General features: G+C 36.7%; 20 protein-coding genes and 4 pseudogenes. 11 read left to right on the top strand and 13 right to left on the bottom strand.

Annotated features, from left to right (window positions below; all coding sequences use genetic code 11):
• Positions 1-264: 264 nt before the first annotated feature.
• A pseudogene (locus AYJ55_RS03940) lies at positions 265-734 on the top strand (M20/M25/M40 family metallo-hydrolase); the annotation flags it as partial.
• 330 nt (positions 735-1,064) lie between these two features.
• Here the strand turns inward: AYJ55_RS03940 and AYJ55_RS35495 are convergent.
• From AYJ55_RS35495 to AYJ55_RS30480, 3 genes and pseudogenes are all read right to left on the bottom strand, one after another.
• A pseudogene (locus AYJ55_RS35495) lies at positions 1,065-1,902 on the bottom strand (IS701 family transposase); the annotation flags it as partial.
• A gap of 155 nt (positions 1,903-2,057) precedes the next feature.
• The gene (locus AYJ55_RS28000) at positions 2,058-2,240 is read right to left on the bottom strand and encodes a hypothetical protein (protein ID WP_162505295.1); all 183 of its coding nucleotides are present in this window, start codon (positions 2,238-2,240) and stop codon (positions 2,058-2,060) included.
• Positions 2,241-2,252: 12 nt separating this feature from the next.
• Entirely contained in the window at positions 2,253-2,420 is a 168-nt protein-coding gene (locus AYJ55_RS30480) for a hypothetical protein (RefSeq protein WP_187153174.1), read from the bottom strand.
• A 183-nt stretch (positions 2,421-2,603) separates the two neighbouring features.
• On the opposite strand from AYJ55_RS30480, the gene AYJ55_RS03930 reads away from it, so the two are divergent.
• Positions 2,604-2,969, top strand: a complete 366-nt coding sequence (locus AYJ55_RS03930; protein WP_063653415.1) for an IS630 transposase-related protein — start codon at positions 2,604-2,606, stop codon at positions 2,967-2,969.
• Positions 2,893-3,426, top strand: coding sequence for an IS630 family transposase (locus AYJ55_RS24865; protein ID WP_162505291.1), 534 nt, complete (start codon positions 2,893-2,895; stop codon positions 3,424-3,426). The genes AYJ55_RS03930 and AYJ55_RS24865 overlap by 77 nt, the downstream gene beginning before the upstream one ends.
• A 20-nt stretch (positions 3,427-3,446) precedes the next feature.
• Here AYJ55_RS24865 and AYJ55_RS32590 read toward each other — a convergent pair.
• Positions 3,447-4,519, bottom strand: a pseudogene (locus tag AYJ55_RS32590) (IS3 family transposase); the annotation flags it as partial.
• A 69-nt stretch (positions 4,520-4,588) separates the two neighbouring features.
• Between AYJ55_RS32590 and AYJ55_RS31560 the strand changes: the two are divergent.
• The 5 genes and pseudogenes from AYJ55_RS31560 (at position 4,589) to AYJ55_RS27970 (ending at position 6,841) form a co-directional block, all read left to right on the top strand.
• Positions 4,589-4,873: an IS630 transposase-related protein gene (locus tag AYJ55_RS31560; RefSeq protein WP_063654386.1), complete on the top strand. Its 285-nt coding sequence runs from the start codon at positions 4,589-4,591 to the stop codon at positions 4,871-4,873.
• Between the two features lie 3 nt (positions 4,874-4,876).
• Positions 4,877-5,410 (top strand): IS630 family transposase, encoded by a 534-nt coding sequence (locus tag AYJ55_RS31555; RefSeq protein WP_162505291.1) that lies wholly within the window; start codon positions 4,877-4,879, stop codon positions 5,408-5,410.
• Positions 5,411-5,473: 63 nt separating this feature from the next.
• Positions 5,474-5,906 (top strand): annotated as a pseudogene (locus AYJ55_RS27975) (M20/M25/M40 family metallo-hydrolase); the annotation flags it as partial.
• A 211-nt stretch (positions 5,907-6,117) separates the two neighbouring features.
• On the top strand, positions 6,118-6,483 hold the full coding sequence (locus tag AYJ55_RS03900) for an IS630 transposase-related protein (RefSeq protein WP_063653415.1): 366 nt from the start codon (positions 6,118-6,120) through the stop codon (positions 6,481-6,483).
• Positions 6,407-6,841, top strand: coding sequence for a transposase (locus tag AYJ55_RS27970; protein WP_162505292.1), 435 nt, complete (start codon positions 6,407-6,409; stop codon positions 6,839-6,841). The genes AYJ55_RS03900 and AYJ55_RS27970 overlap by 77 nt, the downstream gene beginning before the upstream one ends.
• Positions 6,842-6,856: 15 nt before the next feature.
• Here the strand turns inward: AYJ55_RS27970 and AYJ55_RS03890 are convergent, their stop codons facing one another.
• The 6 genes from AYJ55_RS03890 to AYJ55_RS03865 form a co-directional block, all read right to left on the bottom strand.
• Entirely contained in the window at positions 6,857-7,345 is a 489-nt protein-coding gene (locus AYJ55_RS03890) for an IS630 family transposase (protein ID WP_063653499.1), read from the bottom strand.
• Positions 7,314-7,667, bottom strand: a complete 354-nt coding sequence (locus AYJ55_RS03885; protein WP_281181091.1) for an IS630 transposase-related protein — start codon at positions 7,665-7,667, stop codon at positions 7,314-7,316. The genes AYJ55_RS03890 and AYJ55_RS03885 overlap by 32 nt, the downstream gene beginning before the upstream one ends.
• Positions 7,668-7,693: 26 nt before the next feature.
• Positions 7,694-8,182: an IS630 family transposase gene (locus tag AYJ55_RS03880; protein WP_063653499.1), complete on the bottom strand. Its 489-nt coding sequence runs from the start codon at positions 8,180-8,182 to the stop codon at positions 7,694-7,696.
• A 111-nt stretch (positions 8,183-8,293) separates the two neighbouring features.
• Entirely contained in the window at positions 8,294-8,782 is a 489-nt protein-coding gene (locus tag AYJ55_RS03875) for an IS630 family transposase (protein ID WP_063653499.1), read from the bottom strand.
• Positions 8,751-9,116: an IS630 transposase-related protein gene (locus AYJ55_RS03870; protein ID WP_063653415.1), complete on the bottom strand. Its 366-nt coding sequence runs from the start codon at positions 9,114-9,116 to the stop codon at positions 8,751-8,753. Before AYJ55_RS03870 ends, AYJ55_RS03875 begins: the two co-directional genes overlap by 32 nt.
• Positions 9,100-9,399, bottom strand: a complete 300-nt coding sequence (locus tag AYJ55_RS03865; RefSeq protein ID WP_063654382.1) for an IS630 transposase-related protein — start codon at positions 9,397-9,399, stop codon at positions 9,100-9,102. The genes AYJ55_RS03870 and AYJ55_RS03865 overlap by 17 nt, the downstream gene beginning before the upstream one ends.
• 10 nt (positions 9,400-9,409) lie before the next feature.
• On the opposite strand from AYJ55_RS03865, the gene AYJ55_RS03860 reads away from it, so the two are divergent.
• Complete coding sequence (locus tag AYJ55_RS03860; RefSeq protein ID WP_162505290.1) at positions 9,410-9,763, top strand: hypothetical protein; 354 nt, start codon at positions 9,410-9,412, stop codon at positions 9,761-9,763.
• Between the two features lie 349 nt (positions 9,764-10,112).
• On the opposite strand, the gene glyS is transcribed toward AYJ55_RS03860, so the two are convergent.
• The 3 genes from glyS to AYJ55_RS03845 all read right to left on the bottom strand — a co-directional run bounded on the left by glyS (position 10,113) and on the right by AYJ55_RS03845 (position 13,824).
• Positions 10,113-12,182, bottom strand: coding sequence for a glycine--tRNA ligase subunit beta (gene glyS / locus AYJ55_RS03855; protein ID WP_063654379.1), 2,070 nt, complete (start codon positions 12,180-12,182; stop codon positions 10,113-10,115).
• Between the two features lie 9 nt (positions 12,183-12,191).
• On the bottom strand, positions 12,192-13,103 hold the full coding sequence (gene glyQ / locus AYJ55_RS03850; protein ID WP_063654377.1) for a glycine--tRNA ligase subunit alpha: 912 nt from the start codon (positions 13,101-13,103) through the stop codon (positions 12,192-12,194).
• A 508-nt stretch (positions 13,104-13,611) separates the two neighbouring features.
• Entirely contained in the window at positions 13,612-13,824 is a 213-nt protein-coding gene (locus tag AYJ55_RS03845) for a hypothetical protein (RefSeq protein ID WP_063654375.1), read from the bottom strand.
• Positions 13,825-14,627: 803 nt separating this feature from the next.
• On the opposite strand from AYJ55_RS03845, the gene AYJ55_RS03840 reads away from it, so the two are divergent.
• Together AYJ55_RS03840 and AYJ55_RS03835 are read left to right on the top strand one after the other, a co-directional pair.
• Positions 14,628-14,891 (top strand): hypothetical protein, encoded by a 264-nt coding sequence (locus AYJ55_RS03840; protein ID WP_063654373.1) that lies wholly within the window; start codon positions 14,628-14,630, stop codon positions 14,889-14,891.
• Positions 14,892-15,420: 529 nt separating this feature from the next.
• Positions 15,421-15,990 (top strand): DNA-3-methyladenine glycosylase I, encoded by a 570-nt coding sequence (locus tag AYJ55_RS03835; RefSeq protein WP_063654371.1) that lies wholly within the window; start codon positions 15,421-15,423, stop codon positions 15,988-15,990.
• Positions 15,991-16,138 lie beyond the last annotated feature (148 nt).

The following is a 16,138-nucleotide window of genomic DNA, read 5'->3' as shown; positions in this document are numbered from 1 at the left end:
TTTATCAATAATATTATTATGTTAAAGCAAATATTTTTTTAATCCTTAAATAAAATCTTTATATCGAAATATATTAATCGACGATCCTATACGCCATTAATTTTCCTTTATCCTGTATATATTGTTGTTATCAATAAAAAGAAAATATTAGTATCATCAACCCTCTCATTAATAAATCTTGTACACTGAACTAACATTAATTGTTGTATTTTTATTCAATGAAATACATGAGTACTGAAATTTTAGTCATTAAGGCTGACAATAGTGAAAACCAAACTACCCACATTTATTGAGTTATACCGTCAATTAGTTGCCATACCATCAATTAGTTCTGTCGATGCAAGACGCGATCTAAGTAATGAAACATTAATTAATCTACTGGCAGAATGGCTTACGACTCTAGGTGGTAAAATAACAATTCAACCTGTACCAGATAGCCGCCATAAATTCAATTTACTGGCTACTTTTGGCCAAGGAGAGGCTGGATTACTACTTTGCGGGCATACTGATACGGTTCCTTTTGATGACGGGCGCTGGACAAAAGATCCTTTTCAATTAACGGAATATAAAGACAAGTTATATGGTTTAGGCACCGCGGTATGAAAGGTTTTTTCGCTTTTATTATTGATACTTTACGCAATGTCGATATTGATCAGTTAAAGCATCCCATCTATATTCTGGCAACCGCTGATCAAGAAACCACCATGACCGGAGCAGGTTATTTTGCTACAACTGTCAACGACGGCCGAAAAGTGATCCACTCTTTTACTCAAGATTAGATTCAGTGAATAATTCCGGCTTTTCTTTTCTGCACGAGTTTCGCACAGGCATATAAAATTCCAGAAATGGCTTAAAAGCAATGGTTAATTTGTAAGTTACTAAAACGTATAAATTTGTTTAAACTACAATAAGTTGCTTTTAATTTATAAGATTTTTTCTATTTATATATTATGCTGAATTAAACTTAAAAATAGAGCGTTTTTTTATTGGTGCGAAACTCGTGTTCTGTTTTAATTGATAGCTTTTTCCTTTTATCTGAATAACGTCACGAGCTTCGCACAAAACTAATTTGGGTACGCTGCTAATAAAACACAGATGTGCTTAGTAATAGCATTTTTGATTACGTCCCAATTTTGTTTATAAAGGGTTATTTTTTCAGATATACGACGTTTATGTTGTTCAAACCACGCAGAAATAGCGAGAAAAATATGATTTCTTTGCGCTCGGCTCGTGCGAGCCTGACAGCGTTCAACACCACAATTTTGTTTAACTCCTCGATGATAAACTTCAACAGACCAACGAGCATCCATGATAGATTTGACGTATTCACTGGTGGGATTGTCTTTGTTTGTTACTCTGTAATCAATACGGCCGTTTTTGGCTGTAAATTTGAAAACAGTCACCCAACCGTAGCCTCGTAAGTGTATTGGAGTTCCTTCTTCTGAGATGTCTAACTTGTTCAGTTGTTTGTTATGGTTAACAATCCTGTTTTTCCTCAGCGTGGTTACCCAGACCCAACCATGAGAGCGAATTGATTTCAGATTATCCAGGCTAAGAATACCAGGCATCCATCACTACCGCTTCTGGTATGATCCCTCTTTTTTTAGCAAGAGCGAGCATTTCGGAAAAGTGCGTGTTTTTTGTTTTTCCATCAGAATCTTTATCATAAATACGATAATCAATAGGAATTGATTCAACAGTTGTTAAATTATGCCAAAGTAAATTAACTAAACCGATGCCAGCAATAACATCATGTTCATTACCTGAATATTGATAATGGACCATCTCTATTTTTTTACTACGTGTTTTGGCAATCAATGTATCATCGGCAATTAGTACACAAGGGCTTTTTTTGTCTACAGAAGGTTGAACTAATCGCCATAAGTCTTTAGGTCGAAAACATCCACGAGTTTCGCACAGGCATATAAAATTCCAGAAATGGCTCAAAAGCAATGGTTAATTTGCAAGTTACTAAAACGTATAAATTTGTTTAAACTACAATAAGTTGCTTTTAATTTATAAGATTTTGTCTATTTATATATTATGCTGAATTAAACTTAAAAATAGAGCGTTTTTTTATTGGTGCGAAACTCGTGACATCTACTTTTTAGCCATCGGCTAACAGTGTCATGAGATAAAGGCGATGGGCTTACTTCTGATAACGCCAAGCCAGAGTATCTTACACTGCTTACTTGTAAGAATGTTTTGTAGATATCTTTAATGCATGGATAAACTGACAAAATATAAACATCCTAATTTTTTCTTGTTTTGAACTTTATACTTCTTTTTCGGAGCTTGAGAAACTCGTGATATATTGGGAATTTACCTTGCCGCATAATTGCCCAATCAACCTGCATTTGCTGCCCCGGTTTGGTTTCGAAACGGACAATCGGCTCAGCGAGTTCAGTAAGATTTTCCATAATTGTTTAACAATGCTCTATTGGACATATTCATGGCGGTGATGTGTAGTGGTCAACTAAAATTGGCCACCCTACCTGACTGTTCACGGAACAGTCGCTCTGATTCGTTTGGCGTTAATCCACCCGTTATACCAGTGAGGTCTTATATAGCTAGGCGACTTAATTTTGATTACAAGGTGTGTTATGAGTTATACAATTGATTTTCGACGTAAAGTAATATCTGTAAGGAAAGCCGAAGGTTTAACAATTCGAGAAACTGCGAAACAATTCCGTATTGGAAAAGCGTCTTTAGTACGTTGGCTTAAACGACCAGAGCCAAAAAATTCAACGCCACGTAAGAGGAAGCTCGATAAAAATGCTTTAGCAAAAGATGTGGAACAGTATCCAGATGCTTACCAAAAGGAACGGGCAGAGCGATTCGGTGTTTGTAAAAAGACTATTTGGCAATCCCTTAAAAAGCTGGGATTAACCTATAAAAAAAACTCTATTCCATCCAAAAACCAACGAAAGCGACAGGCTGGCACATCAGCAAAAAAGACAACAGTATGAAAAAAAAGATAAATCTGTTGTTTTTATTGATGAAAGTGGTTTTTCACATGACACTCCACGAACTCACGGCTATTCCCCAAAAGGTCACCGTTGTTTTGGCCTGAAAAACTGGGGTGCTAAGGGAAGAACAAATGTTATTGGCGCTTTATTGGGAACAACCCTTTTTGCTATCGGATTATTTGATTGCAATATTAATCGTGATGTTTTTTATGTTTGGATCACAAAAATATTGCTCCCAGAACTTCCTGAAAATTCTGTTATTTTTATGGACAACGCTAGCTTTCACAAAGGTAAGAATATTGAACAGGCAATTATAAACGCAGGACACCAGATAGAATATTTGCCTGTGTATTCACCAGATTTAAATCCTATAGAACATAAATGGTCTCAAGCTAAACGTAAAAAGATGGAAACAGGATGCACTATCGATGACCTGTTTTTAATACATATGCTGTAATCAAAATTAAGTCGCCTAGCTATATCGCTATAGTAGTGGGTTATGTAGCGAATAATGGCTGACTGAGCAGTACTAAAGCTTTAGTAGCCAGTCGTTGGCACCCATTCGGTCTTCAGACTACGGAAGAATCGTTCCATCGGACTATTATCCCAACAATTCCCTCTGCGACTGATACTTTGGGTCATCTGATAACGCCACAATGCCTGCCTATACTGACGACTGGTATAATGACTTCCCTGATCACTATGGAACATCACCTGTTTGGGATGCCCACGTAGTTCCCAAGCCATTTGTAGTGCTTTGGCGGTTAATTCTGAGTCTGGTGCAAATGACATTGCCCAGCCCACCGGTTTTCGGGCAAACAAATCCAATACCACAGCCAGATAGGCCCATCGTGAGCCTGTCCAAATATAGGTTACATCGCCGCACCAAACCTGGTCAGGCTTTGTAACAGCGAACTGCCTATTGAGCAGATTTGGAATATCAATACGTTCATTTCCACCGCGGTTGTATTTATGTTTTCGCTCTTGGCAACTGACGATGATTAATTCTTTCATCAACTTACCCGCTAACCACCGCCCAAGTTTCACGTTGTGTGTATTGGTAACCATCGTGGCGATAGTCCTTGGCCAGCAGAGCCGCCACTAACGTTCCACGCTTCGCTGACTAGGCTACGTTTTATCGTCCGCTCAATATCTGGCTCCTTAGGCCGACACCAATAGCGATAACTGCTTCGGTGAACATTAAAAATACGACACAAAGTTTTCACCGGATAAAGCACTCTTAGCTTTTCAACTACCGAAAATTTTTCAGTGAGTCGGACATTAAGAGCGCAGTAGCCTTTTTTAAGATGTCATTCTCCATTTCCAGCCGGTGGATTTTTTTCTTCATTTCTCTGAACTCAATTTGTTCAGGTGTTAATGGCAGACCAGGCGATGTTTTCCCTTGACGTTCTAAACGAAGGGCTCTTACCCACCGGCTAATCGCTGAAAGACTGACGTTCATGCCTTTCGCGGCTTCCTGGTAGGTGTAATTTTGGTCAAGGACTAATGGCGGTTTCACATTTAAATTCAGCAGTAATTATTTTACTCATTTCGGCACCTATAAAAATTATGAGGTAAGCATATAGCTAGGCGACTTAATTTTGATTACAAGGTGTGTTATGAGTTATACAATTGATTTTCGACGTAAAGTAATATCTGTAAGGAAAGCCGAAGGTTTAACAATTCGAGAAACTGCGAAACAATTCCGTATTGGAAAAGCGTCTTTAGTACGTTGGCTTAAACGACCAGAGCCAAAAAATTCAACGCCACGTAAGAGGAAGCTCGATAAAAATGCTTTAGCAAAAGATGTGGAACAGTATCCAGATGCTTACCAAAAGGAACGGGCAGAGCGATTCGGTGTTTGTAAAAAGACTATTGGCAATCCCTTAAAAAGCTGGGATTAACCTATAAAAAAAACTCTATTCCATCCAAAAACCAACGAAAGCGACAGGCTGGCACATCAGCAAAAAAGACAACAGTATGAAAAAAAAGATAAATCTGTTGTTTTTATTGATGAAAGTGGTTTTTCACATGACACTCCACGAACTCACGGCTATTCCCCAAAAGGTCACCGTTGTTTTGGCCTGAAAAACTGGGGTGCTAAGGGAAGAACAAATGTTATTGGCGCTTTATTGGGAACAACCCTTTTTGCTATCGGATTATTTGATTGCAATATTAACCGTGATGTTTTTTATGTTTGGATCACAAAAATATTGCTCCCAGAACTTCCTGAAAATTCTGTTATTTTTATGGACAACGCTAGCTTTCACAAAGGTAAGAATATTGAACAGGCAATTATAAACGCAGGACACCAGATAGAATATTTGCCTGTGTATTCACCAGATTTAAATCCTATAGAACATAAATGGTCTCAAGCTAAACGTAAAAAGATGGAAACAGGATGCACTATCGATGACCTGTTTTTAATACATATGCTGTAATCAAAATTAAGTCGCCTAGCTATATCACCTCAACTTAGGTGACCAAATTTAGTATGCCACTACAATGCAGTAAATCGAATTTGTGGGTGTTGTGAATTACATATCGATATTCGTCCACTACCCGGTCTGTCACTAAAAAATTTGGATGAATTATTACATGCCGCACTTAAACCGATTAAACATCGTTGGCCGGATCGCTTAACTATCGAGGAACTTTATCCGCCTATTCCCTGTTTTGAATACCCTATAAATCATAACATGGTGAAAATAATTGAAAATTTATTAGATAAAAAAGCTCAAACCGTTAATTACTTGCACCGAAGCGCCCTTTATTCAAATGCGATGTCCAACATTAATATTAAGGCCAGGTTCGATAGAGCAGGCTCACCAACCTGATGAATTTATTGAACTTAAATATATAAAACCGACAATTGAATTACTCACGAGTTTCGCACCAATAAAAAAACGCTCTATTTTTAAGTTTAATTCAGCATAATATATAAATAGACAAAATCTTATAAATTAAAAGCAACTTATTGTAATTTAAACAAATTTATACGTTTTAGTAACTTGCAAATTAACCATTGCTTTTAAGCCATTTCTGGAATTTTATATGCCTATGCGAAACTCGTGTTACTTTCACAAATGATATCCCATTTTTGCTTGATGTATAGCTAGGCGACTTAATTTTGATTACAAGGTGTGTTATGAGTTATACAATTGATTTTCGACGTAAAGTAATATCTGTAAGGAAAGCCGAAGGTTTAACAATTCGAGAAACTGCGAAACAATTCCGTATTGGAAAAGCGTCTTTAGTACGTTGGCTTAAACGACCAGAGCCAAAAAATTCAACGCCACGTAAGAGGAAGCTCGATAAAAATGCTTTAGCAAAAGATGTGGAACAGTATCCAGATGCTTACCAAAAGGAACGGGCAGAGCGATTCGGTGTTTGTAAAAAGACTATTTGGCAATCCCTTAAAAAGCTGGGATTAACCTATAAAAAAAACTCTATTCCATCCAAAAACCAACGAAAGCGACAGGCTGGCACATCAGCAAAAAAGACAACAGTATGAAAAAAAAGATAAATCTGTTGTTTTTATTGATGAAAGTGGTTTTTCACATGACACTCCACGAACTCACGGCTATTCCCCAAAAGGTCACCGTTGTTTTGGCCTGAAAAACTGGGGTGCTAAGGGAAGAACAAATGTTATTGGCGCTTTATTGGGAACAACCCTTTTTGCTATCGGATTATTTGATTGCAATATTAACCGTGATGTTTTTTATGTTTGGATCACAAAAATATTGCTCCCAGAACTTCCTGAAAATTCTGTTATTTTTATGGACAACGCTAGCTTTCACAAAGGTAAGAATATTGAACAGGCAATTATAAACGCAGGACACCAGATAGAATATTTGCCTGTGTATAGCTAGGCGACTTAATTTTGATTACAGCATATGTATTAAAAACAGGTCATCGATAGTGCATCCTGTTTCCATCTTTTTACGTTTAGCTTGAGACCATTTATGTTCTATAGGATTTAAATCTGGTGAATACACAGGCAAATATTCTATCTGGTGTCCTGCGTTTATAATTGCCTGTTCAATATTCTTACCTTTGTGAAAGCTAGCGTTGTCCATAAAAATAACAGAATTTTCAGGAAGTTCTGGGAGCAATATTTTTGTGATCCAAACATAAAAAACATCACGGTTAATATTGCAATCAAATAATCCGATAGCAAAAAGGGTTGTTCCCAATAAAGCGCCAATAACATTTGTTCTTCCCTTAGCACCCCAGTTTTTCAGGCCAAAACAACGGTGACCTTTTGGGGAATAGCCGTGAGTTCGTGGAGTGTCATGTGAAAAACCACTTTCATCAATAAAAACAACAGATTTATCTTTTTTTTCATACTGTTGTCTTTTTTGCTGATGTGCCAGCCTGTCGCTTTCGTTGGTTTTTGGATGGAATAGAGTTTTTTTTATAGGTTAATCCCAGCTTTTTAAGGGATTGCCAAATAGTCTTTTTACAAACACCGAATCGCTCTGCCCGTTCCTTTTGGTAAGCATCTGGATACTGTTCCACATCTTTTGCTAAAGCATTTTTATCGAGCTTCCTCTTACGTGGCGTTGAATTTTTTGGCTCTGGTCGTTTAAGCCAACGTACTAAAGACGCTTTTCCAATACGGAATTGTTTCGCAGTTTCTCGAATTGTTAAACCTTCGGCTTTCCTTACAGATATTACTTTACGTCGAAAATCAATTGTATAGCTAGGCGACTTAATTTTGATTACAGCATATGTATTAAAAACAGGTCATCGATAGTGCATCCTGTTTCCATCTTTTTACGTTTAGCTTGAGACCATTTATGTTCTATAGGATTTAAATCTGGTGAATACACAGGCAAATATTCTATCTGGTGTCCTGCGTTTATAATTGCCTGTTCAATATTCTTACCTTTGTGAAAGCTAGCGTTGTCCATAAAAATAACAGAATTTTCAGGAAGTTCTGGGAGCAATATTTTTGTGATCCAAACATAAAAAACATCACGATTAATATTGCAATCAAATAATCCGATAGCAAAAAGGGTTGTTCCCAATAAAGCGCCAATAACATTTGTTCTTCCCTTAGCACCCCAGTTTTTCAGGCCAAAACAACGGTGACCTTTTGGGGAATAGCCGTGAGTTCGTGGAGTGTCATGTGAAAAACCACTTTCATCAATAAAAACAACAGATTTATCTTTTTTTTCATACTGTTGTCTTTTTTGCTGATGTGCCAGCCTGTCGCTTTCGTTGGTTTTTGGATGGAATAGAGTTTTTTTTATAGGTTAATCCCAGCTTTTTAAGGGATTGCCAAATAGTCTTTTTATAGCTAGGCGACTTAATTTTGATTACAGCATATGTATTAAAAACAGGTCATCGATAGTGCATCCTGTTTCCATCTTTTTACGTTTAGCTTGAGACCATTTATGTTCTATAGGATTTAAATCTGGTGAATACACAGGCAAATATTCTATCTGGTGTCCTGCGTTTATAATTGCCTGTTCAATATTCTTACCTTTGTGAAAGCTAGCGTTGTCCATAAAAATAACAGAATTTTCAGGAAGTTCTGGGAGCAATATTTTTGTGATCCAAACATAAAAAACATCACGATTAATATTGCAATCAAATAATCCGATAGCAAAAAGGGTTGTTCCCAATAAAGCGCCAATAACATTTGTTCTTCCCTTAGCACCCCAGTTTTTCAGGCCAAAACAACGGTGACCTTTTGGGGAATAGCCGTGAGTTCGTGGAGTGTCATGTGAAAAACCACTTTCATCAATAAAAACAACAGATTTATCTTTTTTTTCATACTGTTGTCTTTTTTGCTGATGTGCCAGCCTGTCGCTTTCGTTGGTTTTTGGATGGAATAGAGTTTTTTTTATAGGTTAATCCCAGTTTTTTAAGGGATTGCCAAATAGTCTTTTTACAAACACCGAATCGCTCTGCCCGTTCCTTTTGGTAAGCATCTGGATACTGTTCCACATCTTTTGCTAAAGCATTTTTATCGAGCTTCCTCTTACGTGGCGTTGAATTTTTTGGCTCTGGTCGTTTAAGCCAACGTACTAAAGACGCTTTTCCAATACGGAATTGTTTCGCAGTTTCTCGAATTGTTAAACCTTCGGCTTTCCTTACAGATATTACTTTACGTCGAAAATCAATTGTATAACTCATAACACACCTTGTAATCAAAATTAAGTCGCCTAGCTATACAAACACCGAATCGCTCTGCCCGTTCCTTTTGGTAAGCATCTGGATACTGTTCCACATCTTTTGCTAAAGCATTTTTATCGAGCTTCCTCTTACGTGGCGTTGAATTTTTTGGCTCTGGTCGTTTAAGCCAACGTACTAAAGACGCTTTTCCAATACGGAATTGTTTCGCAGTTTCTCGAATTGTTAAACCTTCGGCTTTCCTTACAGATATTACTTTACGTCGAAAATCAATTGTATAACTCATAACACACCTTGTGATCAAAATTAAGTCGCCTAGCTATAATGATCAATTGATCGCTAAAAACCAAGAATATCAGTTGGTGGATAGCCAATTTAAAAATAATGGGGAGGGAACGATAACTGCATATGATAGCAGCAATGTTGATAACGCAAATCGCGATCCGGCGGTTAAATTACAAATTGATATGCGCACTAACAGTAACTTTATTGACAAAGGACAAGTAGTTTTTGGAGTTCAAAAAAATGATAAGCCAAGCGTTACTCCAAGTAGTGAAGTAACTCACTATCAATATGGCACTTTAAGCATCATTAAAGACGGCACTAGCACAATGCCTGCTGATTGGGCGAAAGTTTTTACACCACAATAAATCGCATAAAATCAGTCACGAGTTTCGCACAGGCATATAAAATTCCAGAAATGGCTTAAAAGCAATGGTTAATTTGCAAGTTACTAAAACGTATAAATTTGTTTAAATTACAATAAGTTGCTTTTAATTTATAAGATTTTGTCTATTTATATATTATGCTGAATTAAACTTAAAAATAGAGCGTTTTTTTATTGGTGCGAAACTCGTGTCAGTAATAATACCAAGTATGGTTACTGGTAATTACCTACAATAACAGGTTCTAATATAGGCAATAACAGAAATAAAAATAGTTAATTATAAATAAAATCCCTTGAAGATTAATTCAAGAGATTTTTAACCGCTGAATAGATTATTGTAATAAAGAGATATCAGCTACCTGTAAAAATAAATCACGCAACTGACTTAGTAAGGTCAGACGATTGATCCTGACTATTTGATCGCTATCCATCACCATTACATTATCAAAGAAAGCATCGATAACCTCACGCAGTGAAGCTAATTCAGTTAATGCGCTTTGATATTGTCCGTCAGCCAATAATGGTGCCAGTTTATCTTGTAAAACAACCAGATGAGCCGTTAAGGTGACTTCTTCGGGCGCTTTTAACACTGTCGCGGCAACATTGTCATTCAATTTTTCATCTGACTTATTCAGAATATTGGCAACCCGTTTATTAGCTGCCGCCAGTGCTTCTGCCGTTGGCAAAGTCCGAAAATGGGTAACGGCTTTCACACGAGCATCAAAATCTGCCGGTTTAGTTGGGCGACGAGCTAAAACAGCCTGGATAGTATCAATGCGGTAACCTTGCTCTTGATACCAGGCACGAAAACGTCCCAGCATAAACTCAACAACATCATCGACAACATTTTTATTGGTTAGCTTATTAGCATACAACTGAGCCGCCTGCTGAGTTAATGCTAATAAATCCAGATTGTAACCCTTTTCAACAATAATACGTAACACACCAAGCGCCGCACGTCGTAAGGCAAAGGGATCTTTATCGCCCTTAGGCGGTTGGCCAATACCAAAAATACCTACCAGAGTATCCATTTTATCTGCCAGGGCCAACGCAACCGCGACATGATTAGAAGGTAATTGATCACCAGCAAAACGGGGTTGATACTGCTCCTTGATTGCCACGGCCACATCTTCCGCTTCACCATCCCGACGGGCGTAATACATCCCCATAACACCTTGTGTGTCGGTAAATTCGAACACCATATTGGTCATCAAATCACATTTGGATAACAAACCGGCGCGAGTAGCATGATTGACATCGGCACCAATTTTAGCTGCGATCCAGCCGGCTAACACTTCTAAACGATCGGTTTTATCACGCAATGTACCAAGCTGTTTTTGAAATAAAACCGTTTCTAGTCGGGGTAAATATTCTTCTAAACGCTTTTTACAATCAGTTTTAAAGAAAAATTCAGCATCTGCCAAACGTGGACGGATCACCTTTTCATTACCAGCAATGATTTGCTGTGGCTCAGAAGATTCAATATTGGCAACAAAAATAAAATTAGCCATCAAATTACCAATCTGATCATAAACAGGGAAGTATTTTTGATCGCCTTTCATGGTATGAACTAACGCTTCCGCTGGTACAGACAAAAATTTCTGCTCAAATTTTGCGGTTAATACCACCGGCCATTCAACCAATGATGTTACTTCTTCGAGTAAACTATCGGACAATTCAACAGTACCGCCTAATTGCTGCTCTACCTTATTCGCTTCATGCTTGATTAAGGACTTACGCTCTTCATAATCAGCAATAACTTTACCACGTTCACGTAAGATCGCAGGGTATTGTTCTGCTGAATCAATAGTCAGTTCAGCTTCTCCCATAAATCGATGGCCACGGATCACGCGATCGCTCTGAATACCCAATACTTCACCTTCGAGCAGCTGATCACCCAATAACATGATTAAGGTATGAACAGGCCGGACAAATTGTGTTGCCTTGTCTCCCCAGCGCATCAGTTTTGGGATCGGTAACTGATTCAATGCACTCGCTATCATATCAACAAGCAACTCTTTTGCGGCACGGCCTTTACTGGTCGCACGATAAAATAACCACTCCCCCTTATCGGTGACCAAACGTTCTGCCTGCTCAACGGTGATGCCACAGCCACGAGCCCAACCTTCAGCGGCCTTCGTCGGTTTACCTGTCGCATCAAAAGCCTGACTAATTGCCGGGCCACGCTTCTCAACTTCACGATCAGCTTGATGTGCGTCCAAATTGGTTATTTTTAATGCTAAACGACGGGGAGAGGCATACCAAAGCACTTCACCATACTGCAGTTCAGCCTGTTCTAATTGATGTTTAAAATTTGCCGCAAATGATCCAGCTAATGAACGAAGAGCCTTCGGCGGTAACTCTTCTGTGCCGATTTCCACCAGGAAAGTCTGTTGCATAATGACAGCCTCTTAGTTCTTATTTTTACAAATTGGAAAACCTAATGCTTCACGAGCAGCATAATAAGCTGCTGCAACCCCTTTGGTTAAGGTACGAATACGTAAAATATAACGTTGCCGTTCAGTGACTGAAATAGCTTTACGTGCATCCAATAAATTAAACGTATGGGCAGCTTTTAAAATTCGTTCATAAGCGGGTAAAGGCAGTGGTGTTTCTAGTGACAATAAATATTGTGCTTCTTTTTCATATTCTTCAAAACATTTGAATAGAAAATCAACATTAGCATACTCAAAATTATAAGCCGACTGCTCAACTTCATTTTGATGATGAATATCACCATAGGTTGTTTTGCCTAACGGGCCATCAGACCAGACTAGCTCATACACACTGTCAACCGTTTGAATATACATAGCCAAGCGCTCAAGGCCGTAGGTGATCTCGCCGGTAACCGGTTTACACTCCAAGCCTCCGACTTGCTGAAAATAGGTAAACTGGGTGACTTCCATCCCATTTAGCCAAACCTCCCAACCAAGTCCCCAGGCTCCCAAAGTTGGATTTTCCCAGTTATCTTCAACAAAGCGGATATCATGAACAGTGGGATCTAACCCCAATGCTTTTAATGAGCCAAGATATAACTCTTGAATATTATCCGGTGAGGGCTTAATAATGACTTGAAATTGATAATAGTGCTGAAGACGATTAGGATTTTCACCATAACGTCCATCAGTTGGCCGACGAGATGGTTGCACATAAGCAGCAGCGATTGGCTCCGGGCCTAGTGCCCGCAAGCAAGTCATCGGATGCGACGTCCCTGCACCAACTTCCATATCCAATGGTTGAATAATGGTGCAGCCTTGACGCGCCCAGTAATCCTGTAATGTTAGGATCAATCCCTGAAAGGTTTTGGTATCAAACTTTTGCATGTTAGATTTGCGCGATAGATAGATTGTGATTTAAAAAAGTGATTCAGTATACCCTTTGGCGAACAGATATGCAGCACTGATTACACATTGATGTTGTTTTACATGAAAACAGCCTGATAAATCTTTAGTAATTTTAAGTTAGCTGATTGATTAACCCCATCACTAGTTAATCATTAACATTGAAAATTAATTCAAAGGTTATCAGCAAAAAAGATATTTTCAATTTGGCTTATTGCAATACTTTTGTTTTGCCTATTCATATGACTGCGCAAGGTTATTATATAAAATAAAATCATGGTCCGCTACAATTTCATTGCAATTTTAATAACAAAATCTGGCTCTAAATCATTAGCATTGATACTAATATAATAAAAATGGTCTTTACTACTATAAGATATGACGGTTTCACCAGTGAACACGGTGAAATTTCTCACAAAATGAATAAAATTTGTATCATTGCCGGCAATATTATGACTGGCATTATTCAGACGTTAATTGATCAAGTTCATCATAACGTCCAAAATGAATAAACTATTTCACCATTTTTAAACTGTAAACGAAGGTTATTATTCGCTATTGTAGAATCTAATATCTGTTGACTTACTTCATAGAATTGTTTGGCATTTCTTATATCCTCATTCCCGTTTTTATTAGAATCAAGCAGAGCCATTTCCTTATTGATAATATTGTGAAGTTTTTTAGTTAGATAATTTTTAATCATGAAAAACCTCTAATACATATCAACAAAATAATGTAATAAGATTGATATTAATATAAGAAACACTGTTTTTAAGTAAAAATTTAATTATATCAGTTGGTTAATTTGTAAATTACATCTAAACCGCAGCTTTCCAACTTTTAATACTTACTGCATTGAATAATAAAAACCGCCAATATAGCCAATGATTATACTCAGACTGAGTCGTTAATTATTTAGTATTTCCTGGCATCGAAAGGAGCCAAAAAGTTAATGTTTATTTGGCTTTATTGCTAATAAATTCACACTATCACGAATTTCGCACAGGCATATAAAATTCCAGAAATGACGTAAAAGCAATGGTTAATTTGCAAGTTACTAAAACGTATAAATTTGTTTAAATTACAATAAGTTGCTTTTAATTTATAAGATTTTGTCTATTTATATATTATGCTGAATTAAACTTAAAAATAGAGCGTTTTTTTATTGGTGCGAAACTCGTGACTATGTCTTATTGTTATTAATACTCAATAATGGCTCGTTCAGCTTAACTAACTCATTTTTCAAAAAACATTCACTTTCAAATATTATCATAATAAGATATGATATTTACTCATTTATTTTCTATTAAGATAATTAACATAACTTTTTGATATAACAAATTTTTGCTCATTAGCGTCGAATAAAATATTGCAGTAAAACGATTCAATATGAAACAATCCGTTAAATTAAAGTTGCAAAAACAGATGTAATTAACATGAAAATATTATTTTTAATGCTGACATTATTAACTCTAACCAGCTGCACTTCTACAGCCACAATCAACATTGATTGAGCTTGACAAAAAAAGTCGTGAGTTTAACCATTCAGCCCTGTTAAACATTAGTCATATTCAGCAGCTCAAGGCGTCTTCTAATAGTAGCCAAAAATGGCAATATTCGACATTTTTTCCTGCCACCGCTGAACAAGCATCCCCTGTTTATTATTATGCACTCGCTAACGCCCATAAAATTATTATTTATACCGACAATGCCAATTTTTGGCTTACAGTTAAAAATAAACTGCAAGCACAAGGAGCAATGGCAATTTAAAAAAATGTTTTTAGCAAAACAGGCTCAAATTACATTTATTAAAAACTAAAATAGCTAAAAATAAATTAAATAATCTTAATTAAAAATCATTCATTAATACTTCCTAAAGTAATATATTTCTATAACCTTTTGTTAACAAAGTAAATTTATTGATTTCTTATATTAAAATATGCCTTTATGAAAAAGATAACTAACTAATTCAGGATTAACTTTAACACTCAAGTTACAAAAATAATGCTCTTTTAATAACGAATAAAATAAAAATAATCATAATAAAAAGGCATTAATAGACTCGTTTGAATAATTTATTGCCAAATTTATAAAACCTACCATAAATTATAACTTTCCTCTTTTTTTAATTAATTAAAGTATCTATTTTTAGCAATCAAAATGCATTGCCCATTTAATATTAGCGCCTATATCGATATTATTGTCCTGGCAAGTAATAGCAATACTGATTAAAATCCCTATCATCAATTTATTAATATCCGATAATAGACCGATACCTCACAATAGGAGTAATAAAAAAATGACGCCACGACGCTGCCATTGGGTCACTAGCGATGAGGAATATATTGCCTATCATGATCAAGAGTGGGGAAAAGCAGAAAAAAATAGTCAGAAATTATTCGAAATGCTCTGCCTTGAGGGTCAACAAGCCGGTCTCTCTTGGTATACTATTTTGAAAAAACGTGTTGGCTATCGTGACTGTTTCTACCATTTTAATCCAACTAAAATTGCCAAAATGACGCAACAAGATGTTGATCGTTTAATGCAAGAACCCCGTATTGTGCGTAATCGCCTGAAAATTAATGCTATCATTACCAATGCTCAAGCTTACTTAGCCATGATCCAATCAGGTGAAGATTTTAGCCAATTCCTCTGGCAATTTGTCGATGGAAAAACACAAATCAACCATTGGCAACATCAGAGTAAAATACCTACTCATACCAATATTTCTGATCATCTTTCGATTGCTTTAAAAAAACGTGGCTTTAAATTTGTTGGTAGCACCATCTGTTACGCCTTTATGCAAGCAATCGGTATGGTAAATGACCATTTGAGCGATTGTATTTGTCGACAGAAAAAAAACGAGTAATAAAAATATCATTATGATAAATTTATAATCACAAAAATATAAAAGAATTATAATATCGTCTAACTAATTTGCTAATCCAGCCTTTATTATAGCGATAATACCAGAATATTGTTGCCATTTATTTAATAGTCACCTGCAAAGCTGATAA

The organism is Candidatus Arsenophonus triatominarum, from assembly GCF_001640365.1.
GTDB lineage: Bacteria > Pseudomonadota > Gammaproteobacteria > Enterobacterales > Enterobacteriaceae > Arsenophonus > Arsenophonus triatominarum.
Note: the sequence above shows the minus strand (reverse complement) of the source record. Positions and strands in the feature narration are given on the sequence as shown.